A 25,435-nucleotide genomic window follows, 5' to 3' on the forward strand; every position below is an offset into this window, starting at 1 on the left:
CCTTAGGCGCCGAGCTGGCGCACGATGAATGCCGTCTTCAGCGGCAGCTTGGCTGCAGCCAGACGGAACGCTTCGCGTGCCAGTTCTTCGGTTACGCCGTCCATTTCATAGAGCATCTTGCCCGGCTGAATCTCGGCGACGTAGTACTCCGGGTTACCCTTACCGTTACCCATACGCACTTCGGCCGGCTTCTGCGAAATCGGCTTGTCCGGGAAGATCCGGATCCAGATGCGGCCGCCACGCTTGATGTGACGCGTCATTGCACGACGTGCCGCTTCAATCTGGCGGGCGGTCAGACGACCGCGACCGATAGCCTTCAGGCCGAAGTCACCGAACGACACTGCGTTGCCGCGCGTCGCCTTGCCGGTGTTACGACCCTTCTGCTCTTTACGATACTTTCTGCGTTTCGGTTGCAGCATCGTTATTCTCCAGTCTTGCCGTCTTCGGGCTTGCCGGCGCCACGGCGCGGTGCGCCACGGCGAGCACCCGGAGCGCCGCCTTCGCCATCACGGCGCGGACGACGGTCGCCCGGACGCGCATTGCGACGCGGACGCTTGTCTTCGGCTACTTCTTCCACCACCGGTGCGTCGTTGCGGCCGAGCGTATCGCCCTTGTAGACCCACACCTTGACGCCGATGATCCCGTAAGTCGTCTTCGCTTCCGAAGTCGCGTAGTCGATATCAGCACGCAGCGTGTGAAGCGGCACGCGACCTTCGCGATACCACTCCGTACGAGCGATTTCGATACCGTTCAGACGGCCCGCGCTCATGATCTTGATGCCTTGAGCACCCAGACGCATCGCGTTCTGCATCGCACGCTTCATCGCGCGACGGAACATGATCCGGCGCTCGAGCTGTTGCGTGATCGAGTCAGCGATCAGCTGAGCATCGGTTTCCGGCTTGCGGATTTCTTCGATGTTGACGTGAACCGGAACGCCCATGCGGCGTTGCAGTTCCGTCTTCAGCTGCTCGATATCCTCGCCCTTCTTGCCGATGACCACACCCGGACGCGAGCTGTAAATCGTGATGCGCGCGTTCTTCGCCGGACGCTCGATGACGACCCGACCGACCGAAGCGTTCTTCAGCTTCTTCTTCAGGTATTCACGAACACCGATGTCTTCCTGCAGCATCGCCGCGAAATTGTTGTTGTTCGCGTACCAACGCGAAGCCCAATTGCGGCTGACAGCCAGGCGGAAGCCAGTCGGATGAATTTTCTGTCCCATCGTATGGCTCCTTAATTCCCGACCGTCACAGTGATGTGACAGGATTGCTTCTCGATGCGGTTACCGCGGCCCTTGGCGCGCGCGGTGAAACGCTTGAGCGATGCAGCCTTGTCGACGTAGATGCTCTTGATCTTGAGCTCGTCGATATCAGCGCCTTCGTTGTGCTCCGCATTCGCGATTGCCGACAGCACAACCTTCTTCACGATGCCAGCCGCCTTCTTCGGCGAGAACGTCAGAACGTTCAGCGCCTTGTCGACCGGCAAACCGCGGATCTGGTCAGCCACAAGGCGCGTTTTCTGCGCCGAGATGCGGGCACCGCGATGAATTGCTTTCACTTCCATCTTGATTGCCCCTTATTTCTTGGCCTTCTTGTCGGCTGCGTGACCCTTGAACGTACGGGTCAGTGCGAACTCGCCAAGCTTGTGGCCGACCATGTTTTCCGAGATGTACACCGGAACGTGTTGACGGCCGTTGTGAACAGCGATCGTCAGGCCGATGAAATCCGGCAGAATCGTCGAGCGACGCGACCAGGTCTTGATCGGCTTTTTGTCGCGCGAAGCTGCAGCCGCCTCAACTTTCTTCAGCAAATGGGCGTCGCAGAACGGACCTTTTTTAACAGAACGTGCCATTGCCTACTCCTTAACGCTTGTGACGGCGCTGGACGATCATCGTCGTCGTGCGCTTGTTGCTGCGGGTGCGGTAACCCTTAGCCGGCGTACCCCACGGGCTCACCGGATCGCGACCTGCAGCCGTCTTGCCCTCACCACCACCGTGCGGGTGATCAACCGGGTTCATCGCAACGCCACGCACCGTCGGGCGGATACCGCGCCAGCGGTTCGCGCCAGCCTTGCCGATCTGGCGCAGGCTATGCTCTTCGTTACCGACTTCACCGATCGTTGCACGGCACTCGATGTGCACGCGGCGGATTTCGCCCGAACGCAGACGAACCTGCGCGTAGACGCCTTCACGTGCCAGCAGCATGGCCGACGTGCCAGCCGAACGCGCCATTTGCGCGCCCTTGCCCGGCAGCATCTCGATGCAGTGGATCGTCGTACCGACCGGAATGTTGCGGATCGGCAGCGTGTTGCCTGCACGGATCGGCGCTTCCGAACCCGACATCAGCTGCTGGCCGACCGTCAGACCCTTCGGGGCGATGATGTAGCGACGCTCGCCGTCTGCGTAGAGCACCAGCGCGATGTTCGCGCTGCGGTTCGGGTCGTACTCGAGACGCTCGACCTTTGCCGGGATGCCATCCTTCGTGCGACGGAAATCGACGATACGGTAGTGCTGCTTGTGACCACCACCCTTGTGACGCGTGGTGATACGACCGTTGTTGTTACGGCCGGCGGTCGAGCTCTGCGTGTCGAGCAGTGCCGCGAACGGCTTGCCCTGGTGCAGGTTCTTGTTGACCACCTTGACCATCGCGCGGCGACCCGGCGATGTCGGCTTAACTTTAACGATTGCCATGATTACTTGGCCTCCGCTTCAAAGTTGATTTCCTGGCCGGGCTTCAGGCAGACGTATGCCTTCTTCACGTCCTTGCGGCGGCCCATCGAACGGCCAAAGCGCTTTTGCTTGCCCTTCTGAACCAGCACGTTGACGGAATCAACTTCAACCTTGAACAGCAGCTCGACAGCCGCCTTCACTTCCTGCTTCGTGGCATCCGGAGCGACTTCGAACACGACTTGCTCGTTCTTGTCGGCAACCAGCGTCGCCTTTTCCGAGATCACCGGTGCGAGCAGGACCTGCATCAAACGATGATCGTTCTTGCGAATCTCGCTCATGACAGCAACTCCTCGATCTGGGCGACCGCAGCCTTCGTGACCAGCACTTTCTTGAAGTAGATCAGCGACAGCGGGTCAGCGTAGCGCGGCTCGACAATCGCCACGTGCGGCAGGTTGCGCGAAGCCAGGTACAGGTTCTCGTCGACCGTATCCGTAATGATCAGGACGGAGTCGAGACCCATGGTCTTGAATTTTTCGGCCAGCAGCTTGGTCTTCGGCGCTTCGAGGATGATGTCCTCGACGACCGACAGACGGCCTTCACGGGCCAGCTGCGAGAAGATCGAGCAGAGACCTGCGCGATGCATCTTCTTGTTGACCTTGTGCGAGAAGTTTTCTTCCGGCGAATTCGGGAAGATACGACCACCGCCACGCCACAACGGGCTCGACGACATACCGGCACGAGCGCGGCCCGTACCCTTCTGGCGCCACGGCTTCTTCGTCGTGTGCTTGACTTGCTCACGGTCCTTCTGCGCGCGGTTACCCTGGCGAGCATTCGCCTGGTAAGCGACGACGACCTGGTGGATCAGCGCTTCGTTGTAGTCACGACCGAACACGACGTCCGATGCGTTGACCACTGCACCTTCCTGACCATTTTCGTTCAGGAGCTTGAGTTCCATTATTTCGCCCCCTTGGTCTTGACGGCCGGCGTCACGAAGACCTTGCCGCCCTTCGCGCCCGGAATCGCACCCTTCACGAGCAGCAGCTTGCGCTCTGCGTCGATACGAGCGATTTCGAGGTTCTGCACCGTCACCGTCACGTCACCCATGTGACCCGTCATGCGTTTACCCGGGAAAACACGACCCGGATCCTGCGCCATACCGATCGAGCCCGGCACGTTGTGCGAGCGCGAGTTACCGTGCGTGGCACGGCCGGAGGAGAAGTTGTAACGCTTGATCGTACCGGCGTAGCCCTTACCGATCGACACGCCTTGCACGTCGACCTTCTGGCCCACTTCGAAAAGATCAGCACCGACCACGGCGCCATTCGACAGCTCAGCTGCCTTGGCCGCGTCAATGCGGAATTCCTTGAGGATTTCACCGGCTTCGACACCGGCTTTGGCGAGATGACCTGCCAGCGGCTTCGTCACGCGCGATGCACGACGGGAGCCGAATGCAACCTGCACGGCCGTGTAGCCGTCGGTTTCAACAGTCTTGATCTGCGTCACGCGGTTGTCCGACACGTCCAGCACGGTGACGGGAATCGAATCCCCTTCAGCCGTGAAGATACGGGTCATGCCAACCTTGCGACCTACGAGTCCAAGGCTCATCATTTTCTCCATTCCCGACTGCGATTGGTCGGGGCTGATTTACAAAATGCCGGGCACGCAAGGCCCAACTTTTTTACGCGAATACGCGAAAAGCCAAGCAGTATAGCCCGACTTCCCGATTTCCGCAAGCAATACAAAGACTTAGCACCGCCCGGCGAGCCGACCGGCGCTGGAAGCCTTACTGCAGCTTGATTTCCACGTCGACGCCAGCCGGCAGGTCGAGCTTCATCAGCGCGTCAACGGTCTTGTCCGTCGGGTCGACGATGTCCATCAGGCGCTGGTGGGTGCGGATTTCGAGCTGATCGCGCGACGTCTTGTTGACGTGCGGCGAACGCAGGATGTCAAAACGCTGAATGCGCGTCGGCAGCGGCACCGGGCCACGGACGATTGCGCCAGTCCGCTTCGCGGTATCGACGATCTCGGCAGCCGATTGATCGATCAGACGATAGTCGAATGCCTTCAGGCGAATGCGGATTTTCTGTTGCTGCATGACGATTCCTTGAAAAGAGCGAGGCGATGTTGCATCGCCGGACACTAAAAGAACGTGAAACATGACGCCTGCGGGGAGCGAGACATCACGTTCCTGACGGTACTTCCACTGCTAAGCCCGCGATTCTACACGAAATTTCGAAACCGTGGCGTGCATTTCTCGGCCCGCGCAACGCGCCGCCGGAAAAACAAAACCGGGTGCCAGCGCAAGCTGGACACCCGGTTTCGACGGTACAACTGCATACCGCGGGAATCGCGGACCCCGCCGGGATCCGCGGATCGTCGATGTTACTCGATGATCTTGGCGACGACGCCGGCGCCGACGGTACGGCCGCCTTCGCGGATTGCGAAGCGCAGACCTTCTTCCATCGCGATCGGAGCGATCAGCTTCACCGTGATCGACACGTTGTCGCCCGGCATCACCATTTCCTTGTCCTTCGGCAGCTCGATCGAGCCCGTCACGTCCGTCGTACGGAAGTAGAACTGCGGACGGTAGTTGTTGAAGAACGGCGTGTGACGGCCGCCTTCGTCCTTGCTCAGCACGTACACTTCAGCCGTGAAGTGCGTGTGCGGCGTGATCGAACCCGGCTTCGCCAGAACCTGGCCACGCTCCACGTCTTCACGCTTCGTGCCGCGCAGCAGGATACCAACGTTGTCGCCTGCCTGACCTTGGTCCAGCAGCTTGCGGAACATTTCAACGCCCGTGCAGGTCGTCTTCACCGTCGGCTTGATACCGACGATTTCGATTTCCTCGCCGACCTTCACGATGCCGCGCTCGACACGACCCGTCACCACCGTACCACGGCCCGAGATCGAGAACACGTCTTCCACCGGCATCAGGAACGCGCCGTCAACCGCACGCTCCGGCGTCGGGATGTACGTGTCCAGCGCATCGGCCAGGCTCATGATCGCCACTTCGCCCAGCTCGCCCGTGTCGCCTTCCAGCGCCAGCTTTGCCGAACCCTTCACGATCGGCGTGTCGTCGCCCGGGAAGTCGTACTTCGACAGGAGTTCGCGAACTTCCATCTCGACCAGCTCGAGCAGTTCTGCGTCGTCCACCATGTCGCACTTGTTCAGGAACACGATGATGTACGGAACGCCAACCTGGCGTGCCAGCAGGATGTGCTCACGCGTCTGCGGCATCGGGCCGTCAGCTGCCGAGCAAACCAGGATCGCGCCGTCCATCTGCGCTGCGCCCGTGATCATGTTCTTCACATAGTCAGCGTGGCCCGGGCAGTCGACGTGTGCGTAGTGGCGGTTGGCCGTTTCGTACTCGACGTGTGCCGTGTTGATCGTGATGCCGCGCGCCTTTTCTTCCGGTGCCGCGTCGATCTGGTCGTATGCCTTCGCTTCGCCGCCGAACTTCTTCGTCAGAACCGTCGTGATCGCTGCCGTCAGCGTCGTCTTGCCGTGGTCAACGTGACCAATCGTACCAACGTTCACGTGCGGCTTGGTCCGCTCGAATTTACCTTTTGCCATGATTCTCTTCTTTCAAAAATTATCGATTGAGATAACGAATTACTTCGACTTCGCGCTGATGATCGCGTCAGCAACGTTGCGCGGAGCTTCAGCGTAATGCTTGAACTCCATCGTGTACGTTGCACGACCTTGCGTCAGCGAACGCAGCGACGTCGAGTAACCGAACATTTCCGACAGCGGCACTTCGGCGCGAACGATCTTGCCGCCGCCGACCATGTCTTCCATGCCCTGGACGATACCGCGACGGCCCGACAGGTCGCCCATCACGTTGCCCATGTAGTCTTCCGGCGTCTCGACTTCGACAGCCATCATCGGCTCGAGGACGACCGGGTTCGCCTTGCGCATCGCTTCCTTGAACGCCATCGAACCGGCCATGCGGAACGCGTTTTCGTTCGAGTCAACGTCGTGGTACGAACCGAACGTCAGGTGAACCTTCACGTCGACGACCGGGAAGCCAGCCAGCACGCCCGACTTCAGCGTGTCCTGGATACCCTTGTCGACCGCCGGGATGTATTCACGCGGAATCACACCACCCTTGATCTCGTCGAAGAACTCGTAGCCCTTGCCTTGTTCGTTCGGCTCGAGCGTGATGACCGCGTGACCGTACTGGCCGCGACCGCCCGACTGCTTGACGAACTTGCCGTCGACATCCTTCGCCGTCGAACGGATCGTTTCGCGGTACGCAACCTGCGGCTTGCCGACGGTTGCTTCCACGCCGAATTCACGCTTCATCCGGTCGACCAGAATTTCGAGGTGGAGCTCGCCCATGCCCGAAATGATGGTCTGGCCCGACTCTTCGTCGGTCTGCACGCGGAACGACGGATCTTCCTGAGCCAGACGGTTCAGTGCGAGGCCCATCTTTTCCTGGTCAGCCTTGGTCTTCGGCTCGACTGCCTGCGAAATCACCGGCTCCGGGAACACCATGCGCTCGAGGATGATCGGGTTCGCCGGGTCGCACAGCGTGTCGCCCGTGGTCGCTTCCTTCAGGCCGACCGCAGCAGCGATGTCGCCTGCGCGAACTTCCTTGATTTCTTCGCGCTGGTTCGCGTGCATCTGCAGAATACGACCCAGGCGTTCCTTCTTGTCCTTCGTCGAGTTCAGCAGCGTGTCGCCCGAATTCACGACGCCCGAGTACACGCGGAAGAAGATCAGCTGGCCGACGAACGGGTCGGTCATGATCTTGAACGCGAGTGCCGAGAACTTCTCGTCGTCCGACGCGCGGCGCTCTGCCGACTCGCCGTTTTCGAGTTCGCCCTTGACCGGCGGGATGTCGACCGGCGACGGCAGGAAGTCGATCACGGCGTCGAGCATACGCTGCACGCCCTTGTTCTTGAACGCGGTACCGCACAGCATCGGCTGGATTTCGCACGCGATCGTACGATCACGCAGCGCCTTGACGATGTCGGCTTCCGGCAGATCGCCTTCTTCCAGGTACTTGTTCATCAGGTCTTCGTTGGCTTCAGCAGCCGCCTCGACCATCTTTTCGCGCCATTCCTTGCAGGTTTCCGCGAGCTCGGCCGGGATGTCGACGTAGTCGAACTTCGTGCCTTGCGACGCTTCGTCCCACACGATCGCCTTCATCTTGATCAGGTCGACGACGCCCTTGAAGTTTTCTTCCGCGCCGATCGGCACCACGACCGGAACCGGGTTCGCCTTCAGGCGCAGACGGAGCTGGTCATAGACCTTGAAGAAGTTCGCGCCGGTACGGTCCATCTTGTTGACGAACGCGAGACGCGGCACCTTGTACTTGTTCGCCTGGCGCCACACCGTTTCCGACTGCGGCTGCACGCCGCCCACTGCGCAGTACACCATGCACGCGCCGTCGAGCACGCGCATCGAGCGCTCGACTTCAATCGTGAAGTCGACGTGGCCCGGGGTGTCGATGATGTTGATGCGGTGTTCCGGATAGTTGCCGCCCATGCCCTTCCAGAAGGCCGTGGTAGCAGCGGACGTGATCGTGATGCCACGCTCCTGTTCCTGCTCCATCCAGTCCATCGTGGCTGCGCCGTCGTGGACTTCACCGATCTTGTGGTTCACACCGGTGTAAAACAGAATGCGCTCGGTCGTCGTCGTTTTGCCGGCGTCGATGTGAGCGCTAATACCGATATTGCGGTAGCGCTCGATAGGAGTCTTGCGAGCCACTTTGATCCTCTACTGGGATGACACGATGCAGCCCAGCTGCATCATGCTTCAACACAAACGGGCGAGGCGCCTGAAAAGCGCACCCGCCCGGAATTTATTTCCGCTAACAGCCCAGCCAGGCGCTTAGAAACGGAAATGCGAGAACGCGCGGTTGGCTTCTGCCATGCGGTGAACTTCGTCGCGCTTCTTCATCGCGCCGCCACGGCCTTCGGCCGCTTCGGAGAGTTCACCTGCCAGGCGCAGGGCCATCGACTTCTCGCTACGCTTCTTCGCAGCCTCACGCAGCCAGCGCATCGCCAATGCCATACGACGCGACGGGCGCACTTCGACCGGAACTTGATAGTTGGCACCACCAACGCGACGGCTCTTCACTTCAACCACCGGCTTCACGTTGTTGAGCGCAACCGTGAACACTTCCAGCGGGTCCTTGCCACCCTTGGTCTGGATCTGTTCGAATGCGCCATAAACGATGCGCTCTGCGACCGACTTCTTGCCGGACAGCATCAGCATGTTCATGAACTTGGCAACATCAACGTTACCGAACTTCGGATCCGGCAACACTTCCCGCTTGGGGACTTCGCGACGACGCGGCATGATTCTTCCTTTACTTGTTCAGTTGGAGCTGGTTCCAGCTCCGCGGCCACCAACAAACCCGATCACATCTTCACGACTAACCAGCTTGGCCGGGTGACCACTTACTCGACAGCACCGGCAATCCGGCACTCCCGCCTTGACCGCCCTGCGGCGATCCCTGATCAAAAACTGCTTACTTGGCAGCCTTTGCACGCTTCGCGCCGTACTTCGAGCGCGCTTGCTTACGGTCCTTGACGCCCTGGGTATCCAGCGAGCCGCGAACCATGTGGTAACGCACACCCGGCAAGTCCTTCACACGGCCGCCGCGGATCAGCACAACCGAGTGTTCCTGCAGGTTGTGGCCTTCACCGCCGATGTACGAAATCACTTCGAAGCCGTTCGTCAGACGAACCTTGGCGACCTTACGGAGTGCCGAGTTCGGCTTCTTCGGCGTCGTCGTGTACACACGGGTGCACACGCCGCGACGCTGGGGGCAGTCCTGCAGGGCCGGGCTCTTGCTCTTCGTCGTTTCCGACTGACGGCCTTTGCGAACCAGTTGGTTGATGGTTGGCATTGTTTATTCCTGAAATTGAACAAAATCTGCACACCGATTTCGGGCAAAGCGAGAATCGGCGCACAGTTGACTTCCGAACCGGCGAATCGGGTGCGAGCTTTCGAACGCGACACGGCCCACCGAATACCGGAACCCAGCATCATATTCCGGAAATACCAACTAAGTCAACGGCTTGCGTGATTTTCCCGTCGACCGCGTGGTTTACCGGAAGGGTCGGAACACCTGTGTCAGGCCGATTCGACGACGTCGATGATCTCGTCGCCGAAGCGCTCGAGCTTGCGTACGCCCATGCCGGGAATGTGGCGCAGGTCGTCGATCGACTCCGGCGCGTTGCGCGCGATTTCCGCGAGCGTCGCGTCGTGGAAGATCACGTAGGCCGGCACGCCGTCGGTCTTGGCGGTTTCCGCGCGCCACGCACGCAGCGCATCCCACCGCGCGCGCTCGCGCGCATCCATGCCGGCCGTCGGGTCGACGCGCGTGCCGCTGCGGCCCGACGACTGCCGCGTGCGCTGCGGCTTCACGTAGCGGCGCAGCGTGACCTTCTCCTCGTTCTTCAGGACGGGCTTCGCTGCCTCGGTCAGCACGAGCGCGCCGAAGCCGCCATGATCGACGGCCAGGTAGCCGTACGCGACGAGCTGCCGGAAAATCGCGCGCCATTCGGGCTCGGACAGCGATGCGCCGATCCCGAACGTCGTGAGCTGGTCGTGGCCGCGCTGCAACACTTTCTCGGTGCGCCCGCCGCGCAGGATCTCGATCAGGTGGCTCGAGCCGAAATTGAAGCCGCTCGCGCGCTGCGCGCGGAACACGCACGACAGCGCCATCTGCGCCTCGCGCGTGGCATCCCACGATGCGGGCGGCTCGAGGCACGTATCGCAGTTGCCGCAGGGCCGGCTCTCTTCGCCGAAATAGTTCAGCAGCCGCACGCGGCGGCACGAGATCGTCTCGCACAGCCCGAGCAGCGCATCGAGCTTCGACGTCTGCACGCGCTTGTGTGCGTCGTCCGCATCAGACTCGTCGATCATCTTGCGCTGCTGGACGACGTCGCCGAGGCCGTATGCCATCCACGCATTCGCGGGCATCCCGTCGCGGCCCGCGCGGCCGGTTTCCTGGTAGTAGCCTTCGACGCTCTTCGGCAGGTCCAGGTGCGCAACGAAGCGCACGTCGGGTTTGTCGATGCCCATGCCGAACGCGATCGTCGCGCACATCACGATGCCCTCTTCCCGCTGGAACATTTCCTGGTGCTTCTGCCGCACCTCGAACTCCATTCCCGCGTGATACGGCAGCGCGCGCACGCCCTGCGCCTTCAGCCACTCGGCCGTTTCCTCGACCTTGCGGCGCGACAGGCAATAGACGACGCCGGCGTCCGTCGTGCCGTCTGCATTCGTGTGTTCGGCGCGGATGAAATCGAGCAGCTGCGAGCGCGCGTTGTCCTTCTCGACGATCCGGTAGCGGATGTTCGGGCGATCGAAGCTCGACACGAACACGCGTGCATCGTCGAGCGCGAGGCGATGGATGATCTCGTCGCGCGTGATCGCGTCGGCCGTGGCCGTCAGCGCGATGCGCGGCACCGACGGGAACCGCTCGTGCAGCACCGACAGCTGGATGTATTCCGGGCGGAAATCGTGCCCCCATTGCGACACGCAGTGCGCTTCGTCGATCGCGAACAGGCCGATCTTCGCGCGCTCGAGCAGGTCGAGGAAGCGCCCCGTCATCAACCGCTCCGGCGCGACGTACAGCAGGTCGATTTCGCCTTCGCGCAGCGCGCGCTCGGTGGCCGCGGCCTCGGTGCCCGACAGCGTCGAATTCAGGTAGGCCGCTCGTACGCCGACTTCGCGCAGCGCGGCGACCTGGTCCTGCATCAGCGCGATCAGGGGCGACACGACGATGCCGGCGCCCTGCCCGGTCTCGCGGCGCAGCAGCGCGGGGATCTGGTAGCACAGCGACTTGCCGCCGCCCGTCGGCATCAGCACGAGACAATCGCCGCCGCCGGCGACGTGCTCGACGATCTCGCCCTGCTGGCCGCGAAAGGCGGAATAACCAAAGACTTCGTCGAGAATTTCGAGGGCGCGGGACATGAATGAGAACAAGGACGGCTAAACGATGACCGCGATTTTAACAACCCGCTCGCTCGGCGCGTGGCGAATCGTGCGACGTTGGCCATTCGGTCAGGGTTCGTTCGCGTGCATGACGGGCCTGCCCCGGCTGCGCGGCCAGCGATGGCGGGCCATGCGCCGGCACTGCGCAGGCACGTCATGCACGTGAACGACGGATGAAAAAAAACCGCCCGGCAGAACCGGGCGGTTTCGGCGACAGCGAGGTGAGGCGGCTCGCGCCGCCCGCACTTACTCGGCTGCCGGGTGTTGCGGCTCTTCTGCCGGCGCGCTCGGCGTGCCGAAGTCGAATGCCTCTTCCGCTGCGATCTGGTCGAAACGCTCGCGATCCGACGATTCCTTCGCCTTGCGTGCCTTGTGGAACGCGAGACCCGTACCGGCCGGAATCAGGCGGCCGACGATCACGTTTTCCTTCAGGCCACGCAGATCGTCGCGCTTGCCCATGATCGCCGCTTCGGTCAGCACGCGGGTCGTTTCCTGGAACGATGCCGCGGAGATGAACGAGTCGGTCGACAGCGACGCCTTCGTGATACCGAGCAGCACGTTGTCGTACGAAGCCGGGCGCTTGTCCTCGGCGATCATGCGATCGTTCTCGTCCAGCATGTCGGAACGCTCGACCTGTTCGCCCGGGATGAAGCGCGTATCACCGTTGTCGGTGATCTGCACACGACGCAGCATCTGGCGAACGATCACCTCGATGTGCTTGTCGTTGATCTTCACGCCCTGCAGACGATACACGTCCTGCACTTCGTCGACGATGTAGCGCGACAGCGCCTCGATACCCTGCAGACGCAGGATGTCGTGCGGATCGGCCGGACCGTCCACGATCATTTCGCCCTTGTTGACGACCTGTGCATCGTGAACCAGAACCTGCTTTTCCTTCGCGATCAGGAACTCGTGCTGGTTGCCCTCGAGATCCGTGATGACGAGACGCTGCTTGCCCTTCGTGTCCTTGCCGAACGACGTCGTACCGGTGACTTCCGCGAGAATGCCGGCATCCTTCGGCGAACGCGCTTCGAACAGTTCCGCCACCCGCGGCAGACCGCCGGTAATGTCACGCGTCTTCTGCGCTTCGGTCGGGATACGTGCGAGCACTTCACCGACCTGCACCTGCTGGCCATCCTTCACGGTGATCAGTGCGCCAACCTGGAAGCCGATCTGCACTGCGTGCTCGGTGCCCGGAATCTTCACTTCTTCGCCGTTCGCGTCGAGCAGCTTCACCTGCGGACGCACGCTCTTCGACGCCTGCGAACCGCGACGCTTCACGTCGATCACGACCAGCGTCGACAGGCCGGTCACGTCGTCGATCTGCTTCGCGACGGTCACGCCTTCCTCGACGTTCTCGAACTTCACCGTACCACCGTACTCGGTGATGATCGGACGCGTCAGCGGATCCCACGTGGCGAGCTGCGTGCCGGCCTTGATCGTCGCGCCGTCGAGCTGCAGCAGCGTCGCGCCGTACGGCACTTTGTGACGCTCGCGCTCGCGACCGAAGTCGTCGGTGATCATCGCTTCGCCCGAACGGGAAATGACGATCTGCTCGCCCTTCGCGTTCGTGACGTAGCGCATCGTCGCCGTGAAGCGCACGATACCGTTGCTCTTCGCTTCGACCGACGAAGCCACTGCCGCACGCGATGCCGCACCACCGATGTGGAACGTACGCATCGTCAGCTGCGTGCCCGGTTCACCGATCGACTGCGCCGCGATCACGCCGACTGCTTCGCCGACGTTCACGAGCGAGCCGCGGCCGAGGTCACGGCCGTAGCAGGCTGCGCACAGGCCGTAACGCGTTTCGCAGGTCAGCGGCGTGCGCACGCGCACTTCGTCGATGCCGAGGCGTTCGATTTCCTCGACCGCCGTTTCGTCGAGCAGCATGCCCGATTCGTACACCGTTTCCTGCGTTTCCGGGTTCACGACGTCCGCGACCGCGACGCGGCCGAGGATACGGTCGCGCAGCGCTTCGACGACTTCACCGCCTTCGACCAGCGCCTTCATCGCGACGCCGTTCGACGTGCCGCAATCGTCTTCCACCACGACCAGATCCTGCGTGACGTCGACGAGACGACGCGTCAGGTAACCCGAGTTCGCGGTCTTCAGTGCCGTATCAGCCAGACCCTTACGTGCACCGTGGGTCGAGATGAAGTACTGCAACACGTTCAGACCTTCGCGGAAGTTCGCGGTAATCGGCGTCTCGATAATCGAGCCGTCCGGCTTCGCCATCAGGCCTCGCATACCGGCCAGCTGACGAATCTGAACCGCCGAACCCCGGGCGCCCGAGTCGGCCATCATGTAGATCGAGTTGAACGATTCCTGGCGCGTTTCCTTGCCGTCGCGGTCCGTCACCGGCTCCGTCGACAGCTGCTCCATCATCGCCTTGCCGACCGCTTCCGACGTTGCCGACCAGATGTCGACCACGTTGTTGTAGCGTTCCTGCGCGGTGACGAGACCCGACATGTACTGGCGGTCGTACTCCTTCACCTTCTTCGCGGCGTCGCCGACGATCGTTTCCTTCTGCGGCGGCACGAGCATGTCGTCCACGCAGATCGAAATGCCGGCGCGCGTCGCGAGACGGAAACCCGACTGCATCAGCTGGTCGGCGAACACCACCGTCGCGCGCAGACCGCACTTGCGGAACGCCGTGTTGATCAGGCGCGAGATTTCCTTCTTCTTCAGCGGCTTGTTCAGCACCGAGAACGGCAGGCCGTGCGGCAGGATCTCCGACAGGATCGCGCGGCCGACGGTCGTCGCGTACAGCGAGATCTTCGGCACGAATTCCGGCGCGCCTTCCGACGTGTCTTCGTTGCGGACCATTTCGGTGATCCGCACGTTGACGCGCGAGGCCAGCTCGACTTCCTTGTTCTCGTACGCGCGGATCACTTCCGACACGCCCGTGAACGACAGGCCTTCGCCCTTCGCGTTGACGGCTTCGCGGGTCGCGTAGTACAGACCCAGCACGATATCCTGCGACGGCACGATCGACGGATCGCCGTTGGCCGGGAACAGCACGTTGTTCGACGCCAGCATCAGCGTACGCGCTTCCATCTGCGCTTCGAGCGACAGCGGCACGTGAACGGCCATCTGGTCACCGTCGAAGTCGGCGTTGAACGCCGCGCAGACGAGCGGGTGCAGCTGAATCGCCTTGCCTTCGATCAGCACCGGCTCGAACGCCTGGATACCGAGACGGTGCAGCGTCGGCGCACGGTTCAGCATCACCGGATGCTCGCGGATCACCTCTTCGAGGATGTCCCACACCACCGGCGTCTGGTTCTCGACTTCCTTCTTCGCAGCCTTGATGGTCGTCGCGACGCCCATCACTTCCAGCTTGTTGAAGATGAACGGCTTGAACAGCTCGAGCGCCATCAGCTTCGGCAGGCCGCACTGGTGCAGCTTCAGCGTCGGGCCGACCACGATGACCGAACGGCCCGAGTAGTCGACGCGCTTGCCCAGCAGGTTCTGACGGAAACGACCGCCCTTGCCCTTGATCATGTCGGCGAGCGACTTCAGCGGACGCTTGTTCGCGCCCGTCATCGCCTTGCCGCGACGACCGTTGTCGAGCAGCGAGTCGACGGCTTCCTGCAGCATCCGCTTTTCGTTGCGGACGATGATTTCAGGTGCCTTCAGCTCGAGCAGACGCTTCAACCGATTGTTACGGTTGATCACGCGGCGATACAGGTCGTTCAGGTCCGACGTCGCGAAACGGCCGCCATCCAGCGGCACGAGCGGACGCAGTTCCGGCGGCAGCACCGGCAGCACTTCGAGAATCATCCACTCGGGCTTGATGCCCGAACGCTGGAATGCCTCGAGGACCTTCAGGCGCTTCGCGTACTTCTTGATCTTCGCTTCCGAGCCGGTGTTCTTCAGCTCGGTGCGCAGCGTCTCGACCTGCTCGTCGATGTTGATCGCGCGCAGCAGTTCACGCACGCCTTCCGCGCCCATCTCGGCACGGAATTCGTCGCCGTATTCCTCGACCTTGTTGTAGTAATCCTCTTCGGTCATGATCTGCCGCGCCTTCAGCGGCGTCATGCCCGGCTCGATCACCACGTAGGCTTCGAAGTACAGCACGCGTTCGATGTCGCGCAGCGTCATGTCGAGCACCATGCCCAGACGCGACGGCAGCGACTTCAGGAACCAGATGTGCGCGACCGGCGAGGCCAGCTCGATGTGGCCCATCCGTTCGCGACGCACCTTCGCCAGCGTCACTTCGACGCCGCACTTCTCGCAGATCACGCCGCGGTGCTTCAGACGCTTGTACTTGCCGCACAGGCACTCGTAGTCCTTGATCGGCCCGAAGATCTTCGCGCAGAAGAGACCATCGCGTTCCGGCTTGAACGTACGGTAGTTGATGGTCTCCGGCTTCTTGACTTCGCCGAACGACCACGAACGGATCTTGTCCGGCGAGGCCAGACCGATCTTGATCGCGTCGAAAACTTCTTCCTGTTGGACTTGCTTGAATAGATCGAGCAGAGCTTTCATTGCTTTCTCTCCGTAGTCCGATTAATTGCGGTCGAGATCGATATCGATACCGAGCGAGCGGATTTCCTTCACGAGCACGTTGAAGGATTCCGGCATGCCTGCATCGATCACGTGATCGCCCTTGACCAGGTTCTCATAGACCTTGGTCCGGCCGTTCACGTCGTCCGACTTCACCGTCAGCATTTCCTGCAGCACGTAGGACGCGCCGTACGCTTCGAGTGCCCACACTTCCATTTCACCGAAACGCTGGCCACCGAACTGCGCCTTACCACCCAGCGGCTGCTGCGTGACGAGCGAGTACGGACCGGTCGAACGCGCGTGCATCTTGTCGTCGACCAAGTGGTGCAGCTTCAGGTAGTGCATGTAGCCGAGCGTCACGCGACGTTCGAACATTTCACCCGTGCGGCCGTCGTACAGACGGACCTGGTTCTTCGACGGGTTCATGCCGAGCTGTTCAGCGATGTCGTCCGGGAACGCGAGGTCGAGCATCTTGCCCATTTCTTCCTCGGTCGCACCGTCGAACACCGGCGTCGCGAACGGCACGCCTTCGCGCAGGTTCTTCGCGAGTTCGAGGATCTCGTCGTCGGTGAAGCTTTCCAGATCTTCCTGGCGGCCCGACTCGTTGTAGATCTTCGTCAGGAACACGCGCAGTTCCTCGATCTTCGCCTGACGCTGCAGCATCTCGCCGATACGCCAGCCGAGACCCTTCGCGGCCCAGCCGAGGTGCACTTCCAGAACCTGGCCCACGTTCATCCGCGACGGCACGCCGAGCGGGTTCAGCACGACGTCTGCCGGACGGCCGTCAGCCATGTACGGCATGTCTTCGATCGGGACGATCTTCGACACGACACCCTTGTTACCGTGACGGCCTGCCATCTTGTCGCCAGGCTGCAGACGGCGCTTCACCGCGAGGTACACCTTGACCATCTTCAGCACGCCCGGCGGCAGTTCGTCGCCTTGCGTGAGCTTCTTGCGCTTCTCTTCGAACGCGAGGTCGAACTGGTGACGCTTTTCTTCGATCGAGTTCTTGATCGCTTCGAGCTGCGCCGCTGCTTCGTCGTCCGCGAGGCGGATGTCGAACCAGTGGTAGTGGTCGAGGTCTTCCAGGTAAGCCTGGTCGATCTTCGTACCCTTCGCGAGCTTCTTCGGACCGCCGTTCGCGACCTTGCCCACGAGCATGCGTGCGAGACGCTGGAACGCGTCGCCTTCCACGATGCGCAGCTGGTCGTTCAGGTCGAGACGATAGCGCTTCAGTTCGTCGTCGATGATCTGTTGCGCACGCTTGTCGCGCTGGATGCCTTCACGCGTGAACACCTGGACGTCGATCACGGTGCCGCTCATGCCCGACGGCACGCGCAGCGACGTGTCCTTCACGTCCGAAGCCTTCTCGCCGAAGATCGCGCGCAGCAGCTTCTCTTCCGGCGTCAGCTGGGTCTCGCCCTTCGGCGTGACCTTGCCGACCAGCACGTCGCCTGCTTCGACTTCCGCACCGATGTACACGATGCCCGATTCGTCGAGACGGCCGAGCTGGACTTCCGCCAGGTTCGAGATGTCGCGCGTGATTTCTTCCGGCCCGAGCTTCGTGTCGCGTGCAACGACGTTCAGCTCTTCGATGTGGATCGACGTGTAGCGATCGTCCGCAACGACCTTCTCCGAGATCAGGATCGAATCCTCGAAGTTGTAGCCGTTCCACGGCATGAACGCGATCAGCATGTTCTGGCCGAGCGCGAGCTCGCCCAGGTCCGTCGAGGCGCCGTCGGCCAGCACGTCGCCGCGCGAGACCTTGTCGCCCATCTTCACGATCGGACGCTGGTTGATGTTCGTGTTCTGGTTCGAACGCGTGTACTTGATCAGGTTGTAGATGTCGACACCGACTTCACCTGCGACCGCTTCTTCGTCGTTCACGCGAATCACGATACGGCCTGCGTCGACATAGTCGACGACGCCGCCACGGAACGCCTGAACCGTCGTACCCGAGTCGACCGCACAGGTGCGCTCGATACCCGTCCCGACGACCGGCTTTTCCGGACGCAGACACGGCACGGCCTGACGCTGCATGTTCGAACCCATCAGTGCACGGTTCGCGTCATCGTGCTCGAGGAACGGAATCAGCGAAGCTGCAACCGACACGATCTGCGACGGCGCGACGTCCATGTACTGGATACGGTCCGGCGTGACCATCATCGTTTCGCCGGCTTCACGCGACGACACGAGTTCGTCGATCAGCTGGCCGTTCTCGTCGATCGCGGCGTTTGCCTGCGCGATCATGTAGCGGCCTTCCTCGATCGCCGACAGGTAGTCGATCTGGTCGGTCACCTTGCTGTCCACGACCTTGCGGTACGGCGTCTCGAGGAAGCCGTATTCGTTCAGGTGCGCGTACAGTGCGAGCGAGTTGATCAGGCCGATGTTCGGACCTTCCGGCGTTTCGATCGGGCACACGCGGCCATAGTGGGTCGGGTGCACGTCGCGGACTTCGAAGCCTGCGCGTTCGCGCGTCAGACCGCCCGGGCCCAGTGCGGAAACACGGCGCTTGTGCGTGATTTCCGACAGCGGGTTGGTCTGGTCCATGAACTGCGACAGCTGCGACGAACCGAAGAACTCGCGAATCGCCGACGAAATCGGCTTCGAGTTGATCAGGTCGTGCGGCATCAGGTTTTCGCTTTCGGCCTGGCCGAGGCGTTCCTTGACCGCGCGTTCGACACGCACGAGACCGGCGCGGAACTGGTTCTCCGCCAGTTCGCCGACGCAACGCACACGACGGTTGCCGAGGTGGTCGATGTCGTCCACTTCGCCCTTGCCGTTGCGCAGCTCGACGAGGATCTTGATCGTCGCGAGGATGTCGTCGTCCTGCAGCGTCATCGGGCCGACGATCTCGTCACGGCCGACGCGGCGGTTGAACTTCATGCGGCCGACCTTCGACAGGTCGTACGCTTCTTCGCTGTAGAACAGACGGTTGAACAGTGCCTCGACCGCTTCTTCGGTCGGCGGCTCGCCCGGACGCATCATGCGGTAGATCGCGATGCGCGCGGCCGTACGATCGGTCGTTTCGTCGACACGCAGCGTCGACGAGATGTACGGGCCCTGGTCCAGGTCGTTCGTGTAGAGCGTCTGGATGTCCTTGATGCCCGCTTCGCGCAGCTTCTCGAGCACGCTTTCCGTGACTTCGTCGTTCGCGCTCGCGATCACTTCGCCGGTGTCGCCGTCGACGACGTTCTTCGCCAGCACGCGGCCGAGCAGATAGTCTTCCGGCACCGAGATGAACTTGGTCTTCGCGGCTTCGAGGTCGCGAATGTGCTTCGCGTTGATCCGCTTGTCCTTCTGGACAATGACCTTGCCATCGCGATCCGTGATGTCGAAACGCGCGACTTCACCACGCAGGCGCTCGGGCACGAACTCGAGTTGCGCGCCTTCGTCCATCAGCGTGAAGTTGTCGAACACGAAGAAGTTCGCGAGGATCTGTTCCGGCGTCAGGCCGATGGCCTTCAGCAGGATCGTGACCGGCATCTTGCGGCGACGGTCAACGCGGAAGTACAGGATGTCCTTCGGATCGAATTCGAAGTCGAGCCACGAGCCGCGGTACGGAATGATCCGTGCCGAGAACAGCAGCTTGCCCGAGCTGTGCGTCTTGCCCTTGTCGTGTTCGAAGAACACGCCCGGCGAACGGTGCAGCTGCGAGACGATGACACGCTCGGTGCCGTTGATGACGAACGAGCCCGTCGGCGTCATGAGCGGAATTTCGCCCATGTACACTTCCTGCTCCTTCACTTCCTTGACGACCGGCTTGTTCGGCGATTCCTTGTCGAGGATGACAAGGCGGACCTTCGCGCGCAGCGCGGAGCAGTACGTCAGGCCCCGCTGCTGGCATTCCTTGATGTTGAATGCCGGCGAGGACAGCGCATAGCTCACGAACTCGAGGCGCGCGAAACCGTTGTGCGAAACAATGGGAAATACCGATGTGAACGCGGCCTGCAAACCTTCAGGCTTGCGTTGCGTCGCCGGCACATCGGCTTGCAGAAACGTGCTGAATGATTCAAGCTGGGTAGCCAGCAAGAACGGAACTTGGTGAACGATGGGGCGCTTCGCGAAACTCTTGCGAATGCGCTTCTTCTCGGTGAAGGAATATTGCATACGATCTCCGAATCACGGCGGGTGCTATCGAGGCGGAATACCTGGACGTTTCAAACCCGAGTGTTCACCGACTGAGACCCGATGGCCGTTGACGGCTTGAACGAGCCGAGAAGCTTGGTGGTTGGCCGCTACCAACCGCTGGCTGACGGCAGCGGATGCCTGTGTTGCCCGCTACCCGACCAAACTTGCCTTCTGCAGTCGCTTCAGAAGACAAAGAGAACCGCCAATCGTGCGTGACCTTTCACAACGATGAGGCGGTTTTCTTTGGCTTCTGGGACCGATTATTCGGGCTCCCGAATGAGTGCCAGAATAACGATCCCACAAAGCACAAAAAGGCCGGCGGTGAAAATACCGCCAGCCTTCGCACAGCGCGTCGAAACTTACTTGACTTCGACCTTCGCGCCTGCTTCTTCCAGCTTCTTCTTGGCTTCTTCAGCAGCAGCCTTGTCGACGCCTTCCTTGACGGGCTTCGGTGCACCGTCAACCAGGTCCTTCGCTTCCTTCAGGCCCAGGCCCGTCAGTTCGCGAACGGCCTTGATGACCGAAACCTTGTTGGCGCCGGCTTCAGCCAGCACGACCGTGAATTCGGTCTTTTCTTCTGCAGCAGCAGCAGCGCCGCCGCCTGCCGGGCCAGCGACTGCCACTGCAGCTGCCGACACGCCAAACTTCTCTTCGAATGCCTTGACCAGTTCGTTCAGTTCCAGAACGGTCATCCCTTCGACTGCTGCCAGGATGTCTTCTTTTGCGATTGCCATTTGAAATACTCCTAAATTGAATTCGGATACAGCCAGCGATCAATGACGCTGATGCACGTTCGCTTACGCAGCTTCCGCTTGCTTCTTCTCGGCCAGCGCTGCCAGAGCACGCGCGAAGCCCGAAACAGGCGATTGCATAACGAACAGCAGCTTCGAGAGCAGTTCTTCGCGGCTCGGGATGCTTGCCAGCGCTTGCACGCCAGCCTTGTCCATCACCTTGCCATCGAACGAACCAGCCTTGATGATCAACTTGTCGTTGCTCTTGCCGAAGTCGTTGACGACCTTAGCAGCAGCAATTGCATCTTCCGAGATGCCGTAGATCAGCGGACCAGTCATCTGCTCTGCCAGCGGAGCAAACGGCGTACCTTCAACGGCGCGACGCGCCAGCGTGTTCTTCAACACGCGCAGGTAAACCTTTTGCTCACGCGCTTGCGCGCGCAGCTTGGTCAGATCGCCAACCGCAATTCCACGATACTCAGCCAGCACAACGGTCTGGGCCTTCGCGACTTGCGCGGAAACCTCAGCGACGACGGCTTGCTTGTCTTCTCTATTAAGCGGCACGGTTAGCCTCCAGAAACGATACGTTCGGCGCGGCCGATATGGCCAAAACCTCACGTACCTCGTTCAACAACGGCGTCCGACCTCGTTAGGAGTATTTCCACCTCACGCCGCGAATCGCTTCACGGCCTGCGGCTTCACCACTGCAAAACTTTTTCGGGTTCGCCATCTGCGTTGGCTTGAATTAAGGGATCACCTGCCTGCTGCGTCCCACCAACGGTCTTTGATAACCGGTTGCCCGCCATGCTGCACGAACAACCGCCCAAAGCCCATGTAGGCCGCTTCGCGAACGAAGCGGCCCGAATACTTTCTTACGCTGCCAGCGTAGCCTGGTCGACACGCACGCCGACGCCCATCGTGCTCGACAGTGCGATCTTGCGCAGGTACACGCCCTTGCTCGTTGCCGGCTTGGCCTTCTGCAGCGCTTCGATCAGCGCCGACAGGTTCGAACGCAGTGCGGTCGGTTCGAACGATGCACGGCCGATGGTCGCGTGGATGATACCGGCCTTGTCGACACGGAATTGCACCTGACCAGCCTTCGCGTTCTTGACGGCGGTTGCGACGTCCGGCGTGACCGTACCGACCTTCGGGTTCGGCATCAGGCCGCGCGGGCCGAGGATCTGGCCGAGCGTACCGACGATACGCATCGTGTCCGGCGAAGCGATCACGATGTCGAAGTCCATCTGGCCAGCCTTGATCTGCTCAGCCAGGTCTTCCATACCGACGATTTCCGCGCCTGCTGCACGAGCCTGCTCGGCCTTTTCGCCTTGCGCGAACACGGCAACGCGAACCGACTTGCCCGTACCGGCCGGCAGAACGACCGAACCACGAACGACCTGGTCCGACTTCTTTGCATCGATGCCGAGCTGGACCGCGACGTCGATCGACTCGTCGAACTTCGCGCTCGCGCATTCCTTCACGAGGCTCAGTGCGTCTTCGATCGCGTACAGCTTCTGACGATCAACCTTGGCGGCAAATGCCTGACGGCGCTTGGAGATCTTAGCCATTTACACGCCCTCCACAGTGATGCCCATCGAGCGTGCGCTACCAGCGATGGTGCGAACGGCTGCGTCCAGATCAGCTGCCGTAAGGTCCGGCATCTTGGTCTTTGCGATTTCTTCAGCTTGAGCGCGCGTGATCGAACCGACCTTGTCGGTGTGCGGCTTGCTCGAGCCCTTGTCCACCTTCGCCGCCTTCTTGATCAGGACGGTTGCCGGCGGCGTCTTCATCACGAACGTGAAGCTCTTGTCAGCGAATGCCGTGATGACCACCGGCACCGGCAGACCCGGCTCCATGCCTTGAGTCTGCGCGTTGAACGCCTTGCAGAACTCCATGATGTTCAGGCCGCGCTGGCCCAGTGCCGGACCGACCGGCGGCGACGGGTTGGCTTTACCTGCAGGGATCTGCAGCTTGATAAAGCCGATAATCTTCTTTGCCATTTGTGAACCTCATTGGAACGCCGGAAGGGCGTTCGGTGAGTAATAACGCGCGTTCGCCGCTGGCTACTGACGCTCCTCAACGGCCATGACGCGGGCCGTAAGCGCGAAGGTGGGCAGCCGAGGCTGCCCACCGAATCGGGATCAAACTTTTTCGACCTGGCCGAACTCGAGCTCGACCGGGGTGGATCGGCCAAAAATGGTGACCGACACACGCACGCGCGATTTTTCGTAGTTGACTTCTTCGACGGTGCCGTTGAAGTCCGTGAACGGGCCTTCCTTGACACGCACCATCTCGCCAACTTCGAACAGGGTCTTCGGGCGCGGCTTTTCGACGCCTTCCTGCATCTGCGACATGATCTTCTCGACTTCCTTCGGGGAAATCGGGGTCGGGCGGTTACGCGCACCGCCGACGAAACCGGTGACCTTCGCGGTGTTCTTCACGAGGTGCCACGTTTCGTCCGTCATTTCCATTTCCACCAGCACGTAGCCGGGGAAGAAACGACGCTCGGTCACAGCCTTGTGGCCGCCCTTGACTTCGACCACTTCTTCGGTCGGAACCAGGATCTGACCGAATTTGTCCTGCATGCCAGCACGTTCGATGCGCTCTTGAAGCGCACGTTGCACGCTCTTCTCCATACCGGAGTAGGCGTGCACGACGTACCAACGCTTTCCGCTCGGGGATGCCGGAGTATCGCTCATATCATTTCCAACCCAGAATCGCCGAGAAAATCACCCATTCGATCGATTTGTCACTCAACCAGAGGAAAATCGCCATCACGAGCACGAAACCGAACACGACGAGTGTGGTTTGCGTTGCTTCCTTGCGGGTGGGCCAAACGACCTTCCGGACTTCCTTGTACGAATCCTTGGCAAAGGCGATGAGGCTCTTGCCAGGAGCGGACATCAGTCCGACGGCCACGCCGGCGATGATACCCACCGCCAACGCGGCACCGCGGACATACCACTGCTGATTGGCCAGCCAGAAGAAGCCCACGAATCCGGCCAAGACCAGCAATACGCCCAGGGCCAGCATCAGCTTATCGCCGGAGGTATTTACAGTTTCGACGGATGGATTCGCCATAACACCTTAAAACAAATGCCACGTAGGACACGTGGCTATTTTTTGGCAGGGGCAGAGGGAATCGAACCCCCAACCTTCGGTTTTGGAGACCGACGCTCTGCCAGTTGAGCTATACCCCTAAACCATGTTGGGGCCGGCTGTTGCCAGCCCCAAAACTGTCGATCAACGAATAACTGGCTTACTCGATGATCTTGGCGACGACGCCGGCGCCGACGGTACGGCCGCCTTCGCGGATTGCGAAGCGCAGACCTTCTTCCATCGCGATCGGAGCGATCAGCTTCACCGTGATCGACACGTTGTCGCCCGGCATCACCATTTCCTTGTCCTTCGGCAGCTCGATCGAGCCCGTCACGTCCGTCGTACGGAAGTAGAACTGCGGACGGTAGTTGTTAAAGAACGGCGTGTGACGGCCGCCTTCGTCCTTGCTCAGCACGTACACTTCAGCCGTGAAGTGCGTGTGCGGCGTGATCGAACCCGGCTTCGCCAGAACCTGGCCACGCTCCACGTCTTCACGCTTCGTGCCGCGCAGCAAGATACCAACGTTGTCGCCTGCCTGACCTTGGTCCAGCAGCTTGCGGAACATTTCAACGCCCGTGCAGGTCGTCTTCACCGTCGGCTTGATACCGACGATTTCGATTTCCTCGCCGACCTTCACGATGCCGCGCTCGACACGACCCGTCACCACCGTACCACGGCCCGAGATCGAGAACACGTCTTCCACCGGCATCAGGAACGCGCCGTCAACTGCACGCTCCGGCGTCGGGATGTACGTGTCCAGCGCATCGGCCAGGCTCATGATCGCCACTTCGCCCAGCTCGCCCGTGTCGCCTTCCAGCGCCAGCTTTGCCGAACCCTTCACGATCGGCGTGTCGTCGCCCGGGAAGTCGTACTTCGACAGGAGTTCGCGAACTTCCATCTCGACCAGCTCGAGCAGTTCTGCGTCGTCCACCATGTCGCACTTGTTCAGGAACACGATGATGTACGGAACGCCAACCTGACGTGCCAGCAGGATGTGCTCACGCGTCTGCGGCATCGGGCCGTCAGCTGCCGAGCAAACCAGGATCGCGCCGTCCATCTGCGCTGCGCCCGTGATCATGTTCTTCACATAGTCAGCGTGGCCCGGGCAGTCGACGTGTGCGTAGTGGCGGTTGGCCGTTTCGTACTCGACGTGTGCCGTGTTGATCGTGATGCCGCGCGCCTTTTCTTCCGGTGCCGCGTCGATCTGGTCGTATGCCTTCGCTTCGCCGCCGAACTTCTTCGTCAGAACCGTCGTGATCGCTGCCGTCAGCGTCGTCTTGCCGTGGTCAACGTGACCAATCGTACCAACGTTCACGTGCGGCTTGGTCCGCTCGAATTTACC

General features: G+C 61.3%; 23 protein-coding genes and 1 tRNA gene. All 24 read right to left on the reverse strand.

Annotated features, from left to right (window positions below):
* Positions 1 to 2 precede the first annotated feature (2 nt).
* Positions 3 to 419, reverse strand: a complete 417-nt coding sequence (rplP, locus tag DIE03_RS36395) for a 50S ribosomal protein L16 (RefSeq protein WP_006752927.1) — start codon at positions 417 to 419, stop codon at positions 3 to 5.
* Between the two features lie 2 nt (positions 420 to 421).
* Positions 422 to 1,222 (reverse strand): 30S ribosomal protein S3, encoded by an 801-nt coding sequence (rpsC, locus tag DIE03_RS36400; RefSeq protein ID WP_006482899.1) that lies wholly within the window; start codon positions 1,220 to 1,222, stop codon positions 422 to 424.
* Positions 1,223 to 1,233: 11 nt separating this feature from the next.
* A complete protein-coding gene (gene rplV, locus DIE03_RS36405; protein ID WP_004199272.1) occupies positions 1,234 to 1,563 on the reverse strand; it encodes a 50S ribosomal protein L22 in 330 nt (109 codons plus the stop codon).
* Between the two features lie 12 nt (positions 1,564 to 1,575).
* Complete coding sequence (gene rpsS, locus DIE03_RS36410; RefSeq protein ID WP_004199273.1) at positions 1,576 to 1,851, reverse strand: 30S ribosomal protein S19; 276 nt, start codon at positions 1,849 to 1,851, stop codon at positions 1,576 to 1,578.
* A 10-nt stretch (positions 1,852 to 1,861) separates the two neighbouring features.
* Positions 1,862 to 2,689 (reverse strand): 50S ribosomal protein L2, encoded by an 828-nt coding sequence (rplB, locus tag DIE03_RS36415; protein WP_124456899.1) that lies wholly within the window; start codon positions 2,687 to 2,689, stop codon positions 1,862 to 1,864.
* Between the two features lie 2 nt (positions 2,690 to 2,691).
* Positions 2,692 to 3,006, reverse strand: coding sequence for a 50S ribosomal protein L23 (gene rplW, locus DIE03_RS36420; protein WP_004199275.1), 315 nt, complete (start codon positions 3,004 to 3,006; stop codon positions 2,692 to 2,694).
* A complete protein-coding gene (gene rplD / locus DIE03_RS36425) occupies positions 3,003 to 3,623 on the reverse strand; it encodes a 50S ribosomal protein L4 (protein ID WP_011350675.1) in 621 nt (206 codons plus the stop codon). The genes rplW and rplD overlap by 4 nt, the downstream gene beginning before the upstream one ends.
* On the reverse strand, positions 3,623 to 4,273 hold the full coding sequence (rplC, locus tag DIE03_RS36430) for a 50S ribosomal protein L3 (protein WP_006482922.1): 651 nt from the start codon (positions 4,271 to 4,273) through the stop codon (positions 3,623 to 3,625). Before rplC ends, rplD begins: the two co-directional genes overlap by 1 nt.
* 178 nt (positions 4,274 to 4,451) lie before the next feature.
* Complete coding sequence (gene rpsJ / locus DIE03_RS36435; protein WP_004199280.1) at positions 4,452 to 4,763, reverse strand: 30S ribosomal protein S10; 312 nt, start codon at positions 4,761 to 4,763, stop codon at positions 4,452 to 4,454.
* A gap of 287 nt (positions 4,764 to 5,050) precedes the next feature.
* On the reverse strand, positions 5,051 to 6,241 hold the full coding sequence (gene tuf, locus DIE03_RS36440) for an elongation factor Tu (protein ID WP_011350666.1): 1,191 nt from the start codon (positions 6,239 to 6,241) through the stop codon (positions 5,051 to 5,053).
* A gap of 39 nt (positions 6,242 to 6,280) precedes the next feature.
* Positions 6,281 to 8,383 (reverse strand): elongation factor G, encoded by a 2,103-nt coding sequence (gene fusA / locus DIE03_RS36445; protein WP_124456900.1) that lies wholly within the window; start codon positions 8,381 to 8,383, stop codon positions 6,281 to 6,283.
* 123 nt (positions 8,384 to 8,506) lie between these two features.
* Complete coding sequence (rpsG, locus tag DIE03_RS36450; RefSeq protein WP_006477195.1) at positions 8,507 to 8,977, reverse strand: 30S ribosomal protein S7; 471 nt, start codon at positions 8,975 to 8,977, stop codon at positions 8,507 to 8,509.
* Between the two features lie 172 nt (positions 8,978 to 9,149).
* A complete protein-coding gene (gene rpsL, locus DIE03_RS36455) occupies positions 9,150 to 9,530 on the reverse strand; it encodes a 30S ribosomal protein S12 (protein WP_006400662.1) in 381 nt (126 codons plus the stop codon).
* Positions 9,531 to 9,757: 227 nt separating this feature from the next.
* Positions 9,758 to 11,605: a DNA helicase RecQ gene (recQ, locus tag DIE03_RS36465; RefSeq protein WP_124456902.1), complete on the reverse strand. Its 1,848-nt coding sequence runs from the start codon at positions 11,603 to 11,605 to the stop codon at positions 9,758 to 9,760.
* A 267-nt stretch (positions 11,606 to 11,872) separates the two neighbouring features.
* Positions 11,873 to 16,114 carry a DNA-directed RNA polymerase subunit beta' gene (rpoC, locus tag DIE03_RS36470; RefSeq protein WP_124456903.1) on the reverse strand — a complete coding sequence of 1,414 codons (4,242 nt, stop codon included), beginning with the start codon at positions 16,112 to 16,114 and terminating at the stop codon, positions 11,873 to 11,875.
* 21 nt (positions 16,115 to 16,135) lie between these two features.
* Positions 16,136 to 20,242 carry a DNA-directed RNA polymerase subunit beta gene (gene rpoB / locus DIE03_RS36475; RefSeq protein ID WP_124456904.1) on the reverse strand — a complete coding sequence of 1,369 codons (4,107 nt, stop codon included), beginning with the start codon at positions 20,240 to 20,242 and terminating at the stop codon, positions 16,136 to 16,138.
* 380 nt (positions 20,243 to 20,622) lie between these two features.
* Complete coding sequence (gene rplL, locus DIE03_RS36480) at positions 20,623 to 20,997, reverse strand: 50S ribosomal protein L7/L12 (RefSeq protein ID WP_006477198.1); 375 nt, start codon at positions 20,995 to 20,997, stop codon at positions 20,623 to 20,625.
* A 63-nt stretch (positions 20,998 to 21,060) separates the two neighbouring features.
* Positions 21,061 to 21,558 (reverse strand): 50S ribosomal protein L10, encoded by a 498-nt coding sequence (rplJ, locus tag DIE03_RS36485; RefSeq protein ID WP_059232621.1) that lies wholly within the window; start codon positions 21,556 to 21,558, stop codon positions 21,061 to 21,063.
* Positions 21,559 to 21,866: 308 nt separating this feature from the next.
* Positions 21,867 to 22,562 (reverse strand): 50S ribosomal protein L1, encoded by a 696-nt coding sequence (rplA, locus tag DIE03_RS36490; RefSeq protein ID WP_124456905.1) that lies wholly within the window; start codon positions 22,560 to 22,562, stop codon positions 21,867 to 21,869.
* Positions 22,563 to 22,994 (reverse strand): 50S ribosomal protein L11, encoded by a 432-nt coding sequence (gene rplK, locus DIE03_RS36495; RefSeq protein WP_006477201.1) that lies wholly within the window; start codon positions 22,992 to 22,994, stop codon positions 22,563 to 22,565.
* A 141-nt stretch (positions 22,995 to 23,135) separates the two neighbouring features.
* Positions 23,136 to 23,693: a transcription termination/antitermination protein NusG gene (gene nusG / locus DIE03_RS36500; protein WP_006400672.1), complete on the reverse strand. Its 558-nt coding sequence runs from the start codon at positions 23,691 to 23,693 to the stop codon at positions 23,136 to 23,138.
* A gap of 1 nt (position 23,694) precedes the next feature.
* Positions 23,695 to 24,075 carry a preprotein translocase subunit SecE gene (gene secE, locus DIE03_RS36505; protein ID WP_006482892.1) on the reverse strand — a complete coding sequence of 127 codons (381 nt, stop codon included), beginning with the start codon at positions 24,073 to 24,075 and terminating at the stop codon, positions 23,695 to 23,697.
* A 43-nt stretch (positions 24,076 to 24,118) separates the two neighbouring features.
* Positions 24,119 to 24,194, reverse strand: a tRNA-Trp gene (locus tag DIE03_RS36510).
* A gap of 59 nt (positions 24,195 to 24,253) precedes the next feature.
* A partial coding sequence (gene tuf, locus DIE03_RS36515) for an elongation factor Tu (protein ID WP_027805213.1) occupies positions 24,254 to 25,435 on the reverse strand: 1,182 nt, incomplete at its 5' end.

The organism is Burkholderia sp. Bp8992 (genome assembly GCF_003853705.1).
GTDB lineage: Bacteria > Pseudomonadota > Gammaproteobacteria > Burkholderiales > Burkholderiaceae > Burkholderia.